17 protein-coding genes and 2 other annotated features are annotated in these 16,721 nt (G+C 40.9%); all 17 genes read right to left on the reverse strand.

The genetic code is table 11. From position 1 onward, the window contains the following. Nucleotides 1-16: 16 nt before the first annotated feature. Nucleotides 17-1,807: an NADH-quinone oxidoreductase subunit NuoF gene (gene nuoF / locus V6C17_RS00065; RefSeq protein ID WP_333520520.1), complete on the reverse strand. Its 1,791-nt coding sequence runs from the start codon at nt 1,805-1,807 to the stop codon at nt 17-19. Nucleotides 1,808-1,830: 23 nt separating this feature from the next. Next, nucleotides 1,831-2,196, reverse strand: a complete 366-nt coding sequence (locus V6C17_RS00070) for a (2Fe-2S) ferredoxin domain-containing protein (protein WP_333520521.1) — start codon at nt 2,194-2,196, stop codon at nt 1,831-1,833. Nucleotide 2,197: 1 nt separating this feature from the next. Then, complete coding sequence (locus tag V6C17_RS00075; protein WP_333520522.1) at nt 2,198-2,746, reverse strand: ATP-binding protein; 549 nt, start codon at nt 2,744-2,746, stop codon at nt 2,198-2,200. A 4-nt stretch (nt 2,747-2,750) separates the two neighbouring features. Then, entirely contained in the window at nt 2,751-3,248 is a 498-nt protein-coding gene (nuoE, locus tag V6C17_RS00080; RefSeq protein ID WP_333520523.1) for an NADH-quinone oxidoreductase subunit NuoE, read from the reverse strand. Nucleotides 3,249-3,295: 47 nt separating this feature from the next. Further along, entirely contained in the window at nt 3,296-4,036 is a 741-nt protein-coding gene (locus V6C17_RS00085) for a PHP domain-containing protein (RefSeq protein ID WP_333520524.1), read from the reverse strand. Then, complete coding sequence (locus V6C17_RS00090) at nt 4,036-4,377, reverse strand: DRTGG domain-containing protein (RefSeq protein WP_333520525.1); 342 nt, start codon at nt 4,375-4,377, stop codon at nt 4,036-4,038. The genes V6C17_RS00085 and V6C17_RS00090 overlap by 1 nt, the downstream gene beginning before the upstream one ends. 14 nt (nt 4,378-4,391) lie before the next feature. Beyond that, entirely contained in the window at nt 4,392-5,717 is a 1,326-nt protein-coding gene (locus V6C17_RS00095) for a [Fe-Fe] hydrogenase large subunit C-terminal domain-containing protein (protein ID WP_333520526.1), read from the reverse strand. 44 nt (nt 5,718-5,761) lie between these two features. Then, a complete protein-coding gene (locus tag V6C17_RS00100; protein ID WP_333520527.1) occupies nt 5,762-6,208 on the reverse strand; it encodes an ATP-binding protein in 447 nt (148 codons plus the stop codon). Then, the gene (locus tag V6C17_RS00105) at nt 6,180-6,548 is read right to left on the reverse strand and encodes a DRTGG domain-containing protein (RefSeq protein WP_333520528.1); all 369 of its coding nucleotides are present in this window, start codon (nt 6,546-6,548) and stop codon (nt 6,180-6,182) included. The genes V6C17_RS00100 and V6C17_RS00105 overlap by 29 nt, the downstream gene beginning before the upstream one ends. 178 nt (nt 6,549-6,726) lie before the next feature. After that, nucleotides 6,727-7,905 carry an O-antigen ligase family protein gene (locus V6C17_RS00110; protein ID WP_333520529.1) on the reverse strand — a complete coding sequence of 393 codons (1,179 nt, stop codon included), beginning with the start codon at nt 7,903-7,905 and terminating at the stop codon, nt 6,727-6,729. A gap of 153 nt (nt 7,906-8,058) precedes the next feature. Next, nucleotides 8,059-9,357 (reverse strand): bifunctional folylpolyglutamate synthase/dihydrofolate synthase, encoded by a 1,299-nt coding sequence (locus V6C17_RS00115; protein WP_333520530.1) that lies wholly within the window; start codon nt 9,355-9,357, stop codon nt 8,059-8,061. A gap of 10 nt (nt 9,358-9,367) precedes the next feature. Next, nucleotides 9,368-12,016 carry a valine--tRNA ligase gene (locus tag V6C17_RS00120; protein ID WP_333520531.1) on the reverse strand — a complete coding sequence of 883 codons (2,649 nt, stop codon included), beginning with the start codon at nt 12,014-12,016 and terminating at the stop codon, nt 9,368-9,370. Between the two features lie 294 nt (nt 12,017-12,310). Continuing rightward, nucleotides 12,311-12,540: a binding site (T-box leader), on the reverse strand. 75 nt (nt 12,541-12,615) lie between these two features. After that, entirely contained in the window at nt 12,616-13,089 is a 474-nt protein-coding gene (locus V6C17_RS00125; protein WP_333520532.1) for a DUF523 domain-containing protein, read from the reverse strand. A gap of 10 nt (nt 13,090-13,099) precedes the next feature. Then, nucleotides 13,100-13,660, reverse strand: coding sequence for a 3'-5' exonuclease (locus V6C17_RS00130; protein WP_333520533.1), 561 nt, complete (start codon nt 13,658-13,660; stop codon nt 13,100-13,102). A gap of 119 nt (nt 13,661-13,779) precedes the next feature. Further along, entirely contained in the window at nt 13,780-14,772 is a 993-nt protein-coding gene (ilvA, locus tag V6C17_RS00135; protein WP_333520534.1) for a threonine ammonia-lyase, read from the reverse strand. 55 nt (nt 14,773-14,827) lie between these two features. Continuing rightward, nucleotides 14,828-15,088, reverse strand: a binding site (T-box leader). Nucleotides 15,089-15,149: 61 nt separating this feature from the next. Next, the gene (gene sdaAA, locus V6C17_RS00140) at nt 15,150-16,028 is read right to left on the reverse strand and encodes an L-serine ammonia-lyase, iron-sulfur-dependent, subunit alpha (RefSeq protein WP_333520535.1); all 879 of its coding nucleotides are present in this window, start codon (nt 16,026-16,028) and stop codon (nt 15,150-15,152) included. 28 nt (nt 16,029-16,056) lie between these two features. After that, nucleotides 16,057-16,719, reverse strand: a complete 663-nt coding sequence (gene sdaAB / locus V6C17_RS00145; protein ID WP_333520536.1) for an L-serine ammonia-lyase, iron-sulfur-dependent subunit beta — start codon at nt 16,717-16,719, stop codon at nt 16,057-16,059. Nucleotides 16,720-16,721: the final 2 nt, after the last annotated feature.

The raw sequence follows: 16,721 nt of genomic DNA on the forward strand, positions 1-16,721 counted from the left end.
GTATCACTCTCCCCGGTTACCCGTTAATAATCGACTTGAATGGACACTTGGCCATACAAGCACCGCATTTAATACATTTAATGGTATCAATTGTATGTTTTGCTTTAATTTCACCGCTAATTGCGGCAACTGGGCACGCCTTTTTACATAAGCTGCAGCCTTTACAACTATCGGTTATTGAAAATACTGCGAGCTTTGTACAAGCTCCAGCCGGACACTTTTTATCATTAATATGAGCTTCATACTCATGACGGAAATATTTAATGGTACTTAAGACAGGGTTTGGCGCAGTTTGGCCCAAACCACATAAGGCAGTTGTCTTAATATTTTTAGCCATGTCTTCTAAGAGTGCAATATCACCCTGCCGCCCATTACCGTCAGTAATACGAGTTAAAATCTCCAGCATTCTTTTTGTACCTTCTCGGCAGGGCGTACATTTTCCGCACGATTCTGATTGAGTAAAGTTAAGGAAAAATTTTGCTACATCGACCATACAGGTAGTTTCGTCCATAACAACTAACCCGCCTGATCCCATCATAGCTCCAACTTCAATTAAGGAATCATAGTCTACCGGCAGATCAAGTAAATGTTCTGGCAAACACCCGCCCGAAGGACCGCCGATTTGAACAGCTTTGAATTTTTTACCGTCGGGTATGCCGCCGCCGATATCATAAATTATTTCGCGCATAGAAATGCCCATCGGCACCTCAGCTAAACCGGTATGATTGATTTTTCCTGTTAGTGCAAAAACTTTAGTGCCTTTACTGCGTTCCGTACCGATAGATGAATACCAATCTGCACCCTTAGTAATAATCTGCGGAACATTAGCAAAGGTTTCAACATTATTTATATTAGTAGGCTTACCCCATAATCCTGACACAGCGGGAAATGGCGGCCTAGGTCTAGGCATGCCGCGACGCCCCTCTATTGAGGCTAGCAGCGCTGTTTCTTCGCCGCAGACAAATGCACCTGCACCCTCTTTAATCTTGATACGGAAATTAAAACCGGAACCAAAGATATTGTCACCCAATAAGCCTAAATCCTCCGCTTGCTGGATGGCAATTCTTAGTCTTTTTATCGCCAGCGGATATTCAGCTCGTACATAGATGTATCCTTCATCTGCACCGATCGCATAACCGCATACTGCCATTCCCTCAATTACTCGGTGCGGGTCTCCTTCAAGAACACTTCGGTCCATAAACGCACCTGGATCACCCTCGTCGGCATTACATACTACATACTTCTTGTCCCCAGCAGCATTACGAGTAAAACCCCATTTAGTACCACTTGAAAAACCTCCGCCGCCTCTGCCGCGAAGGCCGGATTTTTTCACTTCATCAACTACCGACTCAGGCGTCATTTCACCTAAGGCTCTTGCTAATGCTTCATAACCACCTACAGCAATATACTCATGGATGTTCTCTGGGTCAATATGACCGCAATTAGCAAGGACCATACGCATTTGTTTTTTGTAGAAACTTATATCACTATAATTAGGAATCTTTTCTAACGAAACGGGTTCTTTATATAATAGACGCTCTACGATGCGCCCTTTAAATAAATGTTCTTCGACAATGTCATCAATATCATTTTCCTGAACTCGGACGTAAAAGACACCCTCAGGATAAACAACAAGCAGCGGTCCCATCTCACAAAAACCATGACACCCTGTTTCGATAACTTTTACTTCTTTATCCATGCCTTTTTGGGTTAGCTTTTCACATAACGCCGCATATACTTTTTTTGAACCTGAAGATACACATCCGGTACCCGCACAGATAAGAACATGTGCTCTAACGTGTTCCATCTATTTCCCTCCCAAGTCAAAACTTATTCCGTTATTTTTCCTATAACAAGATCATTAACGATACATCCATTAACTATATGTTCTGTCACTATTCTAGGTATATCGGACTTAGTAACATTGCCATAAGTAATCCTCGGCTCGCCTGGTCTAACTACGTCAACAAGAACCTCTTTAGAACATATTCCGATACAGCCCGTTTGTCTCACAATAACATTCTGTATTTTTCTCTTTGCTATTTCATCCAGTAAAGCAGACATTACTTCGCGCGCTCCAGCGGCTATACCACATGTACCCATTCCAACAATAACCTGAGTTCCACTAGAATGCCTCAAGTTTGTTTGAGCTTGAACCTTGTCACGCAAACGCTTTAAATCTTCAATAGTTTTCATCTCAAACACCTCCATATAGTTTGTTTATACCGTCATTAATATAATTTTCAAGCCACTCGATAACTTCTGGACTAGATAGAGGAACCTCCCCTAACACTTCTTTTAAATCCTGCGTAGCAAGATGAAAACAATGCCCTGCCACCTTATGAGCATATCTAAAATCCAACTCTGGATTTGCGATAATAATTGTTTTTATAGTTGCTTTAATATCGCCAAGCGGCGGTCGATCAATATGACTATATTTATACATGGCCTCAACACTAGTGCCGCTACCGACTTGTGACTCTACCTTGAGGTAACCATCACAGCGATTAGTTGACATTTCAATCAAAGGTAGCCCAAGGCCTATGCGGCGCGTCTTTCTTGACGTTACAAAAGGATCCAGTATCTTTTGTAACAGCTCAGGTTCAATACCCCTTCCATTATCAGTTACGCGAATAATTAGCCTATCATCAGTACTGTTCTCAACAATCGAAAGCTCAACCTTATCTGCACCCGCCTCAATTGAATTGGTTACCAGATCCAAAACATGCAGCGATAATTCTCGCATAAAGCTAGGAATACTTTTTAAGAATATCTGATATTATTTCGGGTGTTAATCGTCCATGAGTATCATCATTTACCATCATTACAGGCGCAAGACCACAGGCACCAATACATGCTACAGTTTCTAATGTGAATTTTAAATCGCCAGTAGTCTGCCCTGCAGAAATTTTAAGATTATCTTCCAGCGCTTTCAAGATGAGCTTGGCCCCGCGAACATGACAAGCCGTACCCTGGCATACCCTAATAATGTTTTTGCCGCGTGGATTTAAGTGAAACTGTGAATAGAAAGTTACAACACCGTATATCTGGCTAACTGGAATATTCATATTTTGAGCAATATATTGAATCGCTTCTTTTTCTAGATAGCCATATGCATTCTGGGTTTCTTGAAGTACAGGAATAAGCGCTCCTTTCACTTCACGGTATTTTTCTAAAATCTGATCAAGCTGACTAAACTTGTTTATACATTTGCCTCCACAGCAGTGCTTCTGTTCACCTTTCTCCATAAGTCTTCCTCCTCTTGTACCTTCAAATATATTAATTAATTGTGACTCTAAAGTACTACTCGCCTAAATCCCTCGCCAGCCAAAGCCATACATATTTCAGAAAAGGACGGCTCCTTGAGTTCAAAACAAGTATGCGGTCCACTGATTAAATCACTTATCGTATGAGCGTCTGATGAAGTCACAATTGTTGAATTTCCAATACTAGATATTGTCTTTGCCGCATCGATTATTTTCATGCGGCGCGAAACCTCTACCGCGTTAAATTTGACATCGCTCGGAATAAACCCAAGTTGCGAAATTACACTATAAGAAGGTCTATCGATATGGCTTGCTATGCAAATACCACCTAAGCTTTCTACAGTTGACACAACCTTAGCCAAGGGACATTTTAATGGCGCTAACAGCATTTCAGCTTTAATGTTAATAAAATCACCATTTGCGTCTACGATAAACTGTGGACCAAATCTCCGTTCATCATTTAGCAAGCCGCAGTGAAACCGCTGGACATAATTCTCCCATAGATTTAATTTTGCTAGTGTTTCAAATAGAACAATAACATGTATTTCTTCCTGTGTTTCTACTTCCATACCAGGTATTACGATAATTTTACTATTTTTTGCAGCCTCAATGATTGCTGGTACATTATCACAGGCGTTATGATCAGTCAAAGCAATAATATCTAATCCGCATTGTTCAGCGTGAAAAATTATATTGGCAGGGGTCATATCACCAGCTGCGCAAGGTGATAATACTGAATGAATATGAAGATCGGCTTTGAACCTTTTCATCATACCCCTTTTATACCTAAGCTATATAGCATGCCAGTGATCTCAAATGAAGACAATTCAGTAGTTAATAACGTCACACCTTCTACATCTGCCTTACGAATAGTTTCATTATCAAGTTTAGCTCCTCCTGCCACAATAACAGCTGATAATCCTGTTAAAGAAGCTACTGCAACAATGTTTTGATGTCCTTGCATAGTAATCCAAATGTTTCCTTGCCTTGCGTTTCCCATTACATTACTTAAAAGATCAGAAGCATATCCGCCCGTAACTGGCAAAGCTAAGTTAGCATTGCTGACCATAACAGTTACTGGAAGTTTTTCTAATACTTCGGCAATCTGCATACCTGACACCTCTTTTAGTCTTTTTCACTAGAATCTTTATCAAGGGAAGGCGGTAATTTTTCAGCCAGTTCAATCATGGTTCTAGCTAAGTCCCTTACCTTCTCCCTAAGCTTAAATATACAATCAGTCTCACTTGCCATATCTTGGGCCATGTCCTGGGCCAGAGTATAACAGTTTGGTGAACCACATAAACCACAGTCAAAACCCGGCAGTGTCTTTAATGTCTGCTCTATCTCTTCTACTTTTGACATAGCTTTGGTAATATCATTATCCAGCAGTAAAACAGGCTTAGGCTCAATTGAGTTGTCAACTCTTAGTAAATCTTCTTTAAAAGAAGCAATTGATGAAGGACTGTCAGATTTATTAGAAGTCATTTTTTGTCCACGTATTTTCATGCGGTTTTCGGCAACAAATCGGTTTTCAACAGTAAGAGCTCCCCCAATACATCCGCCTGAACAAGCAAGAGCTTCAACATAGTCAAGCCCAACTAATTTTCCCATTACAATCTGCTCTAAAGCATTACTGACGCTGTGAATACCGTAAACAACAAGCACATCTTGATGATCTATTGCTTTGCTCTCTCCTCCAGCAACAGCCCATCCAATGCCTTTCCATGAGGATTTATGCAAGTTTTTGCCTTTTGTGCCTGCTGGTATTGCTTTAATTAAATCACCGTAAATTTTAGAAATCCCAATAGCACCTGATATATTCGAGTTAGTATCTATTATCTGTTTTACAGCAGTCATTTTTGCCGGGCAAGGTGTAATAAACCACACACCAATTTCTTGAGGCCTAATATTTAGCGCGCTTGCACAGTTCTTCCGAACTAAACGGGCTGCCACTTCAACAGGTGCATTAATAGGCAGTAAATTGTCAATAAGTTCTGGAAATTTAACTTGGATAAGCCTTACTACTGCTGGACAAGCTGAAGATATTACAGGTCTGCGTACGTCATTATTCGAAAGGTATTCTTTTGTGGCAATTGACACAAGTTCCGCCGCTTGTGCTACTTCATATACATCATCAAACCCTAGATTCAATAGTCCGCGCAAAACACTATTGATGCTAGTATCTATATTAAATTGCGCATATAAAGCTGGAGCAGGCAATGCAATATTATAAGAAAAATTTGCTAAATCGGATAACTGATCAGTTACAGCAGTCTTGGCATGAGTGGGACATCGGCGGATACATTCACCACAGTCGATACAGCGAGACTCAATAATATGAGCTTTGCCGGCGCGAATTCGTATTGCCTCAGTCGGGCAACGCTTAATGCAGCTTACACAGCCTTTACACCGTTCGTTTATCAACCTAACCGAATGGAAATACTCACTCATTATAATCACCACACATGCATAAATTAGGGAAATAGAACAGATCTTTAATGATTAATTACCATCGTAACTGTAGTACCCACACCGACTTCAGATTGAATATCGAATTTGTCAGTACATCTAACCATATTAGGCAATCCCATTCCCGCCCCAAAGCCCATCTCACGAACAAAATCCGGCGCTGTTGAGTACCCTTCCTGCATTGCTAAACTAATATCAGCAATACCTGGTCCCTCATCTTTTAGAATAATTTCCGTACGATCTGAATAAATATCAGCTCGCATTATCCCGCGATAAGCATGAATAATAACATTCATTTCGGCTTCATAGGAACTAATTGCTATTCTCCGAATTATATCTGATCTAATACCAATTTGCTGCAATATACGCTTTATCTTACTTGAAGCTTCACCGGCCGAATCGAACTCAGAACCTACCAGATTAAATTCTACAGTGACCTTCTGCTTACTTCCCAATAGAATCACCGCTTTCACACTTGCCCCCAACTCCATTTAAATAGAGGCGGCCGCAAGCTTCATACATGGTATAGGAAGACACCATCACAGGAATACCCTTCTGCCCCGCCATCTCAATTATTTCAGAGTTAGGACGTTTACCTCTGACAAAAACTATACCAACAAGATCACTTAAAAATGCAGTCCGAACAACTTGAATGTTAATAAGACCCGTCAGCAGCAGTGTTCTGTCTTTAGCAAATGCTAAAACATCACTCATCAAATCCGCTCCGCATACAGTATCCACTTCACGTTCTAGAAGATCTTTACCACATAAAACTTCCGCTTGTAGAGTTTGCTGAACTTCAGCAAGGAGCATTTGAAGAACCTCCTCTACTTCTAAGCTGATATCGCTGCGCAGCTACGCTAGTTAACAGCCGTAAGTTAATATTTGTTTATATAAAGAATAAAGGCCAAAACGGCCCTTTTAATTTTTAATGGTTATAAAGTTGTCTTAACAAATAATATTCCTTTAAAATCAGATTATTCCTGCTTGTTTACATCTTTTTTGTAAAGTATACACTATTTTGAAATCTGCAGCATTGCTGCCAAACAACAATAATTAAGGCATTAAATAACCAGAATAACATTGACATTTGAATATTGAACATAATGAAATCTGTAAAGCCGCTAACCGCCAATCCAATTAAAGCCGATACAAGTCCTAACAGTAAACCTGCCAACCAACGTTCGTTAGTGTCATCAAATATTGTCAATGCTGTCTTTATGTGGCCATACATTATTGCTAAAAAGACCATCAAACCTGGTATACCAATTTCCGCAGCAATATTTAAATACATATTATGCGCATGGAATATTGTAGTTTTGGCGTCTTGAATAAAAAAATCATACTGAGGATAGACCAGCCAATATGCCCCCCATCCAATACCCAGAAGCGGTTTATCGGATATCATAGCGATAGTGCTTTCCCATAAAGCCATTCTTAGTGTTGATGACGTATCAGTAGGGTTAAAGATTGACATAATTCGGTCGGTAAGAGCATCGTGTCCAAGCACTAGCGCGATTGGCGCAAGTAAAAGCAGCCACAGTATTTTTTTATTATATAATATCCCATATACGCCTATTACAAAAGCAACACTTACCCAGGCTCCGCGTGAATATGTCAAGCCTAAACAGATTCCAAGAAGTACAAAAAGTCCAAAAAACAGCATTCGAGTTTTGATTTTTACAGCTTTACATCCTAAACCGCAAGCAACAGCCATAGTCATTACTAAGAATCCTGCTAGTAAATTAGGGTTTTTCAACGTTGAAAATACTCTTACTTTTAAGTCTGGAAACTGCTCTCCGTCAACCCATTCCAATGAAGATATATCAACACCATGGAAATACTGGTAAAATCCATATAACGTAACAACTGCAGCCGAACTTAGTACTGTCCAAATAATTCGTTTGATCTGACCTAATGAATGAACGTTATTTATTACTAGATAATAGATAAATATGTAGCGTCCCATTAGATGATAATAATTATAAAAACTAAAATTACGATCAGGGGATACAAGAACTGACGAGGCCGATATAAGGACAAAAACAGCAATTAGAATGTCAAAAGGACTTCGTCTAAATGTGAAATCACGGTTGACAACCATCTTGCCCAGCCACGCTGCCACGCCAGCTATAAGAAAGCCGGTTGTGACATCAATTGAAAGTGGCAAAAAAAAGGCCACCGCCAATATGCAGTGCTCAATTATGTAATCAAAATAATATTGAAAGCGAGTCTTGTTATAAGTTAATCGCACAATTTCACCTTATTTAATAATTATTAGTGCTATTGGAAAAACACAATAGCACTAATTTTATTATACCTATCACACTTTTTTTTGTCTATTATATATTATACGCCGAGCAAACCCAATTAAATACAATGAACCGGCTACACATACTATACCACCATCACCAGCTAATTGATAAGCCCTATTTAGCCCTTCTTCAATAGAGGCCGAAACTTCAACCCAACGTGCGCTAATAGTGTTCGAAACCATCTCAGGAGGCGCAGCACGTTCTGAGTCAGGCGATGTAACAACCACTATATCCTGTGGCTTAATCAAACTCTCAACAATTCCTGTTATATCTTTATCCTGTAGTATTCCTAATAAAAATACTATGGATCTGTCTGTAAACATATTGTCCAAGTTTAGCCTTAACATCTTGGCCCCTGCAGGATTATGCGCACCGTCGATAATAACCTTCGGGGTTCCTTCAATTATTTCAAATCGTCCCGGCCAAGCTACGTCCGCTAAGCCATTGGCAATAGAATCTGATGTTATTCGCAGATCTTTGGCTTGCAAAATCATTGCAGTCATAATTGCTAGAGCACTGTTTTCCACTTGATGCAAACCTAGCAGATTAACCTTTAGCCGCTCCATTTTTCCATAATTTTCTGATTCAAACACAACTATCTGCTTATAATCGCTAACGCCCTGGTCCTCACTGAAAAAATGCTTACCGTAAATATAAAGAGGTGATTTCATAGCTTGAGCTTTTTCTTCAATAATCGGCTGGATTTCATTTGCCACAGCCGTTATTACCGGAATTCCAGGCTTTATTATTCCGGCCTTATGCTGAGCTACTGAAGAAAGCGTCCCGCCGCAGCGGTCAGCATGGTCCATTGCTACATTAGTTATAACCGCAACTTCAGGTATTATAACGTTTGTTGAATCAAGAAGTCCCCCAAGACCTACCTCAATAACGGCATATTCAACACCAATAGACGCAAAGTAGTAAAAGGCTGCAGCAGTTAATACTTCAAATTGAGTCGGACTTTCAGCGCCTTCAGCAAGCATTATATCTACATATTGTTTTGTGGAGCTTACTGCTTGGCTAAATTCAACCTGTGTAATCTCACAACCATTTACTCTAATTCGCTCAGTATAATCTACAAGGTGCGGGGATGTATACATCCCCGCCTTTATACCACTGCAGCCTAAGATTGCGTTAATCATAGCTGTTGTAGAGCCTTTGCCATTGGTTCCTGTTACGTGGATAGTCCGGTACTTTTGTTCAGGATTGCCCATTAATTCAAGCAGCCTTTTTATTCGATCCAAGCCTAATCTTATCCCAAATTTATTCAAACTATCAAGATATGTCAGAGCATCTTCGTAGTTCATATTCACGGTCCTATAGACTGGCCAAATAAGCCAGACGCTCGTTTATAGCTACACGTTTTTCTTCATATTCACGCTGCTTAGCCTGCTCTTTTTCAATTACATCTGCAGGAGCTTTAGCCACAAAGCCTGGATTGGAAAGCTTACCGCTTATTCTCGCAAGTTCCTTATTCAAGTTCTCCATTTCTTTGTTCAGACGTGCTGTCTCCTTCTCAACATCAATAAGCCCTTTAAGCGGCATATATATTTCAACACCGCTTGCAACCGCTGTCATAGCGTTTTCAGGTTTTGCTGCGTCTGCTGATAGGATTTCTATAGGTTCTGCTGCTGCAAGTGTGCGAAGATACTGGAGATTATTGCTAAAAACAGTTTGAATTGCTTGTGCCGCAAACTGGAGGATTACTTCGCTTTTTTTGCCTGGCGGTACATTAACCTCAGCACGCATATTGCGAATAGCTTTAATTGTTTCCATTATAACATTCATGTTTTGTTCTGCTTGATTATCAGCTAATTCAACTTGAGCTTCAGGCCATGGCGAAACCATTATGCTTACTCCTTGATGCGGAAGATGCTGCCAAATTTCCTCAGTGATATAAGGCATGAACGGATGAAGCAGCTTAAGAGTATTTTGAAGTACATACCAAAGTACATACTGTGCTGTTCCCCGAGCTTCGCCATCCTCTTTGTTGTATAATCTTGGCTTAGCCATTTCAATATACCAGTCACAGAACTCATTCCAGATAAATTCATAAAGCAGACGTCCAGCTTCACCCAATTCGAAGCGTTCCAAATTACGAGTGACATCCGTTACCGTCTTGGTATAACGGCTTAATATCCAGCGATCAGCTAATGTGTACTTTTCTTCGCTCGGCTTAAAGCTTGGATCAAAACCTTCCAAGTTCATCAAGACAAATCTAGATGCATTCCACAACTTATTAGCAAAATTACGGCTAGATTCAACTCTTTCCCAATAGAAACGCATGTCATTTCCCGGAGTATTTCCTGTTATCAGCATAAACCGGAGAGTGTCAGCACCGTATTTTTCGATAACTTCTAGTGGGTCAATACCATTACCTAACGACTTGCTCATTTTACGACCTTGTGAGTCTCGCACCAAGCCATGAATAAATACATGTTTAAATGGAATATCCTGTTTAAACTCTAATCCCATCATGATCATTCTTGCAACCCAGAAGAAAATGATATCATATCCTGTTACCAACACGCTTGTTGGATAGAATTGTTTAACTTCAGCTGTGTCCTCAGGCCAGCCCATAGTGGAAAATGGCCATAAAGCTGAGCTGAACCAAGTATCTAAAACATCAGGATCCTGTTCAACTGTGCCGCCGCATTTTGGGCATGAGGTTATATCTTCACGGGATACAATAGTTTCTCCACAGCTGCAATACCAAGCAGGAATACGATGGCCCCACCAAATTTGACGTGATATACACCAATCACGAATATTGTCCAGCCAATTGGTATAAATCTTGGTGAAACGCTCAGGTACAAATTGAATTTCGCCTGATGTTACGGCTTCTATCGCTGGCTTAGCTAAAGGCTCCATACTTACAAACCACTGCTTTGAAACCATTGGTTCAACAACTGTGCTGCACCGCTGGCAATGTCCAACTGCATGTGAATGCTCATCTATTTTAACTAAATAGCCTTGTTCTTTTAAGTCCGCTACAAGGGCTTTACGGCATTCATAGCGATCCATCCCAGCATACTTTCCAGCATTATCGGCCATGGTACCATCAGCATTCATAACAACAATCTGAGTAAGTTCGTGTCTTAGGCCCATCTCGAAGTCATTCGGATCATGAGCCGGAGTTATTTTAACCGCACCTGTTCCGAAAGAAGGATCGACATACTCGTCTGCAACTATCGGCAAACTGCGTCCAACGATAGGCAGTATAAGTGATCTTCCGATAAGATGTTTATAGCGAGCATCCTCTGGATGCACTGCTACCGCAGTATCACCAAGAATGGTTTCTGGACGGGTAGTTGCTACTGTTATATACTCATCGCTTCCCTCAACTTGATAACGAACGTGGAATAAATTACCCGGCTTTTCCTCGTGCTCAACCTCAATATCACTGAGCGCAGTGTTGCAGCGCGGACACCAATTAGTAATACGATTTCCTTGATATATCAAGCCTTTTTCATATAAGCTTACGAATACTTCACGCACTGCCTGGGAGCAGCCTTCATCCATTGTAAAACGCTCACGCTGCCAATCACAGGAAGCGCCAAGACTTTTTAATTGAGTTGTTATCCGACTGCCATATTGGTGCTTCCATTCCCAAACCTTTTTTATAAACTCATCTCGACCCAAATCATAGCGAGAAACTCCATCTTGAGCCAGCATTTCCTCAACCTTAATTTGTGTTGCGATACCAGCGTGATCTGTGCCTGGCATCCAAAGTGTATTATAGCCCTGCATGCGGCGCCAGCGTATCAAAATATCCTGCAGGGTATTATCAAGAGCATGTCCCATATGTAATTGACCTGTTACGTTTGGTGGTGGAATTACAATACTAAAAGGCTGTTTATCAGCTTCTACCTCAGCATGGAATAAGTTATTCTCTTCCCAAAAACTGTACCATTTTTTCTCTACTGACTGAGGATCATATACTGTCGAAATATTTTTTTCTTCCATTTTAAAAAGCCTCCTAAATAACTAGTTATATTAAAATTTATTAGAATGATGTTTAACGCAAAGTACTCGAAGTACTCAAAGGGAGCGCAAACATTTTATTATTTATTTCGCTTAGCCAACAGAGGTGTTGTAAAAATGTTCCGCCACCTGGCACACAGAGGAGAATATTTATTAAAAGCGTAAGTCAGCGCTAGCGTTGGAGCGTTAATTAATATTCTCCTCTGTCGTCCTATTTGTCAGCGACATCTCTGTTGCCCCCGCATTAGTCTGCAAAATAAATAAAGCTCTCTCATCCCGAAGGACGAAAGAGCTATGCTTTCGCGGTACCACCTTGCTTTTTCGAGTAATTATAAAATAATACTCGAACTCTACAGCCGTAACGAGGCCAACTCGGTCGTACCTACTAAAGTTCAGCACGACAGCTCTAGGGCTACCTTCCACTATCTCGCCTGCGAAATCTTCCAGCCAAGGATTTCTTCTCTGTACAGCCTAAATAATGTACTCTTCCCTTTCATTGCCTTAAAATATGATAGCTTAATTATAAGCCGTTTCACTATACTACAATATACTTTGTTTTAGCAGTTGTCAAGTTTGGGTAATTATTCGAGCAAGCCTAACAAAACTTCGTCAGTTATTTCTTCTTCCGAGTAAACGACGATATTATTATCGCTAAGCAAGGCAGCAGTTATACCCTTACCAGACTTTATAGTACGGCTAAAGCTTCCATCATATATATAGTTTGCGCCGCACGAAGGACTTCGTTCTTTTAAAATCGCAGCCTTTACGGAATGCTTGTTAGCCAAATCAAGTACTTGTCGTGCACCGCAAACAAAGCCTTTAGTAAAATCATCACCGTGTTTTCCCTGAACTTTTGCTTTGCCTACTAAAACTTCCCCGCCACAGCCGTTAATTATCTCAGCTGGACAACGCGGCGTACTAAGACCACCAAGTTGTTCCGGGCAAACAGGTATAAACTTACCTCGACTTAGGTACTTCATTAACAGCGGATTGCTGTTTGATCCGCCATCATATCTAGATTCATAACCTAAAAGACAAGAGCTAACTATAATCATTTTTCCCTCGTTACGCCGTCTTGAAAGCCTTTACTTTCATTTCAAGCTTGGCAATTAAGGTATCTAAATTTTGGGCTTTAACTTGGTCTTGTGCTAATAGCGCTAGGGTTGCACAAACGCGTGCGTCATCTAACGCATTATGATGCTCAAAGCTGATATCAAATCGTTTCGCTAACGTAGACAATTTAAAGTTTTCAGAATCAGGCCACACCTTTTTTGACATGCTCACAGTACAAAAATGATTAAACAGCGGTGCTGTTAAGCCATACTCAGTTATGACACTACGCAGAACACTAATATCAAAAGCCGCGTTATGCGCAATTACTGTCTTGTTATGTAAGTATGGTTTAAGCTTGTCCCAAATATCCGCAAATGTCGGCTGATTGAGGACATCTTCTGCTGTTATTCCATGAATCCTAGTATTCCAATAATCAAATTTGAGATTAGAAGGTTTGATTAATGAATAAAACGAGTCGACAATTTTACTATTTTCAACGGTTACAACTGCCACGCTGCAGGCGCTAGACCTGCTGCTATTAGCTGTCTCGAAGTCAATTGCTACAAAGTTCATTGTGGGGCACAATCATCACAATTAGACGTGCCTTTCCCCTCTCTCTATGTAAAATTAAACACCTAAATAATTGTAACCGAAAGACAATAATCTTACAATATTTTAAAATATTACATTATCTAAGAAACCTGCTGATATTTATTCGCAATAATGCTGGATAACGTTAAAGGATCAATGTTGCCACCACTTACAACAACTGCAGTTTTCCGTCCAGAAACATCTATTTTATTTGCCAGCAGCGCGGCAACACCTGACACGCCAGCGCCCTCAGTAATCATCTTGCCTCTCTCAAGCATAAACAAGATGCCTTCTGCAATTTCTTCTTCTTTAACCAATACAACTTCATCCACATATTGCTGAATATAACGAAAAGTAATATCACCTGGCCGCTTAACTGCTATACCGTCTGCAATGGTCTTTACTTCTGTTAAGCAATTTATAGAGCCCGCTTCTAGCGAATTAAACATTGCGGCAGCACCTGCAGCTTGAACCCCAATTACTTTGATTTTAGGGTTATATTGCTTAGCACAAGCAGCTAACCCTGCCATCAAACCGCCTCCCCCGATAGGGGCAATTAATGTATCAACGTCATGCAAGCTTGACATGATTTCTAAAGCAACAGTTCCCTGTCCGGCGATGACGGCCTCATCGTCAAACGCATGGATAAATGTCATCTTTCGTTCATTTTGCAAAAAACGTGCATACTGATAAGCCTCATAGTAACTTTGACCATGTAATACGACTTGAGCACCGTAGTTCTCAGTAGCCTTGATCTTAGCTTTAGGAGCATGTATCGGCATTACTACTATCGAAGGTACACCACAAGCATTGGCCGCCCAGGCTACCCCTTGGGCATGATTGCCCGCCGATGCAGATATAACGCCACAGACAGCTTCGTGTTTAGGTAGACTGAATATTTTATTAGCCGCCCCTCTAATTTTAAATGACCCCGTTTTCTGCATATTTTCTAATTTAAAATAAACTTGTCCTCCGGTAATTTCACTAATCGTTCTATTGCGCTCTAGAGGAGTATTATGAACAAACGGACTAATTCGCTGCATAGCCTCTCTAAAATTTTGTTGTTTTAAATTTGGGTTCACCAAGTTGTTCATAATTATTCCTCCTGTCAGATTATATTTAAAATAAATAAAAAACTCCATCCCTTTACAAAGGGACGGAGTATACTTCCGCGAAACCACCCTAATTATTATGGAATATCCATAATCACTCAATAGGTACGGAGCAAAACTCGATACCCCAGCACTATAACGGGTGCTGTTTTTCCTAATGGAACCCGGCGAAGCTTACTATAATTCAGCCAGCAACTCACAGATGATTTTCGGCATATTTGGTATTGCCGGTTCACACCTGTCCCGGCTCTCTGAGAACACCTAACAATATACTTACTGTTCTGTTCAACGTCTTTAAAAAGGTTATATGATGTTTCCATAAATAATATCAAGGAATTATGATCTTTGTCAAGCTTAATTTAGACCTTGAGAATTTTTTCAGCTAATGCCAAAGCTGTCGGTGTTACCGCCAGCCCCCCTTGTGAGGTTTCACGAAGCGAACAACTCATAGCCGAACCTACTGCTGCCATAGCATCAATTACTTCATCAACAGGAATAACACTAGTTATTCCTGCTAATGCAATTTCTGCGGCAACCATAGCTTGAGCAACAGCTCCGGCGTTGCGTTTAACACAAGGCACCTCAACTAATCCTGCTACTGGATCGCAGACCAATCCCAACATGTTTTTCAGAGTAATGGCAACGGCATGACCAACTTGACTTGGTGTGCCGCCATTTAGTACGACCGCAGCTCCTGCTGCCATTGCCCCAGCCGAACCACATTCGGCTTGACAGCCGCCCGCCGCACCAGACAATGAAGCGCGAGAGGCAATAACCATGCCGATAGCCCCAGCCACTACTAATGCTTTTGCTAACTCAGTCCGTTCAATATTCCAGGCTTCACCCAGCGCAAATAACACGGCTGGTAATACACCACTAGCACCAGCTGTCGGGGCTGCTACAATTTTTCCCATTGCCGCATTAGCTTCGCCAACAGCTAAGGCTATAGTAATTGCACGCCCAACTGCTGAACCAATAATACTTTTCGAACTGTCGCTGCTATAATCGTAAAGCTTTCGTGCATCTCCACCAACCAAGCCTCCTCTGGATTTTACTCCACTTAGACCAACCTCAATAGAGTGTTCCATTACTTCCAGTGTCGAAAGCATATATTCAATCAGCTCTTGTGGAGACTTTTCTACAAGACTGCTTTGATGTTTAATACAATAATCCATAAAACTTATTTGCTGCTCTGTAGCATCATCAATCCATTCCTGAAGCGATAGTTTTTTATTCAAAAGTACACCTCCATACTAGACTTACTCATTAGGACAGCTGAATTCTTCTGACTGCCTTAATTTGCGGCAGAGCCTTTATTGCACCGACCAATTCATTGGATATAGACTGATCCGTCTCAAGTACCATTACCGCTAATCCACCCTTATTATGACGCGATAAGCGCATAGCCGCTACATTGACTCCTTGGTTTGACAATATACTTGTAACTAATGCTACAACTCCGGGTTTGTCATGGTGCATTGTCAAAAGCACGGTTAACTCACCCGTGAATTCCAATGAAAACCCGTCAATATCAGTAATCAGAACACTACCGCCGCCCACTGATGAACCGGTTATTTGAGATTCCGCGCCATTTTTCCCTTTTAACTTAAAGCGTACTGTATTGGGGTGAGCTAAGTCTCCTAAATTTACCTTTACAAAAGAGTATTCTAACCCATCCTTCTCAGCATATTCGAAGGATTGCGGGATTCTTAGATCATCAGGCGGCCAGCCTAATAAGCCAGCGACTAATGCTAAATCAGTCCCGTGCCCACGATAAGTCTGGGCAAATGACCCATGCAGCTCAATAACAGCATACTTTACTGGTTCACCTAGTATAGCTAATGCCAGATTTCCCAATCTAACAGCACCAGCTGTATGGGAACTTGACGGGCCAACCATTATTGGTCCGATAATGTCATAGATATTCATAT

This window comes from Dendrosporobacter sp. 1207_IL3150, from assembly GCF_036763085.1.
Classification (GTDB): domain Bacteria; phylum Bacillota; class Negativicutes; order DSM-1736; family Dendrosporobacteraceae; genus JBAIYU01.

Excerpts from the sequence above, each read along its gene's own strand:
- nuoF (WP_333520520.1), bottom strand. The coding sequence starts at position 1,807 with ATGGAACACGTTAGAGCACATGTTCTTATCTGTGCGGGTACCGGATGT.
- V6C17_RS00070 (WP_333520521.1), bottom strand. The coding sequence starts at position 2,196 with ATGAAAACTATTGAAGATTTAAAGCGTTTGCGTGACAAGGTTCAAGCT.
- V6C17_RS00075 (WP_333520522.1), bottom strand. The coding sequence starts at position 2,746 with ATGCGAGAATTATCGCTGCATGTTTTGGATCTGGTAACCAATTCAATT.
- nuoE (WP_333520523.1), bottom strand. The coding sequence starts at position 3,248 with ATGGAGAAAGGTGAACAGAAGCACTGCTGTGGAGGCAAATGTATAAAC.
- V6C17_RS00085 (WP_333520524.1), bottom strand. The coding sequence starts at position 4,036 with ATGAAAAGGTTCAAAGCCGATCTTCATATTCATTCAGTATTATCACCT.
- V6C17_RS00090 (WP_333520525.1), bottom strand. The coding sequence starts at position 4,377 with ATGCAGATTGCCGAAGTATTAGAAAAACTTCCAGTAACTGTTATGGTC.
- V6C17_RS00095 (WP_333520526.1), bottom strand. The coding sequence starts at position 5,717 with ATGAGTGAGTATTTCCATTCGGTTAGGTTGATAAACGAACGGTGTAAA.
- V6C17_RS00105 (WP_333520528.1), bottom strand. The coding sequence starts at position 6,548 with ATGCTCCTTGCTGAAGTTCAGCAAACTCTACAAGCGGAAGTTTTATGT.
- V6C17_RS00115 (WP_333520530.1), bottom strand. The coding sequence starts at position 9,357 with ATGAACTACGAAGATGCTCTGACATATCTTGATAGTTTGAATAAATTT.
- V6C17_RS00120 (WP_333520531.1), bottom strand. The coding sequence starts at position 12,016 with ATGGAAGAAAAAAATATTTCGACAGTATATGATCCTCAGTCAGTAGAG.
- V6C17_RS00125 (WP_333520532.1), bottom strand. The coding sequence starts at position 13,089 with ATGATTATAGTTAGCTCTTGTCTTTTAGGTTATGAATCTAGATATGAT.
- V6C17_RS00130 (WP_333520533.1), bottom strand. The coding sequence starts at position 13,660 with ATGAACTTTGTAGCAATTGACTTCGAGACAGCTAATAGCAGCAGGTCT.
- ilvA (WP_333520534.1), bottom strand. The coding sequence starts at position 14,772 with ATGAACAACTTGGTGAACCCAAATTTAAAACAACAAAATTTTAGAGAG.
- sdaAB (WP_333520536.1), bottom strand. The coding sequence starts at position 16,719 with ATGAATATCTATGACATTATCGGACCAATAATGGTTGGCCCGTCAAGT.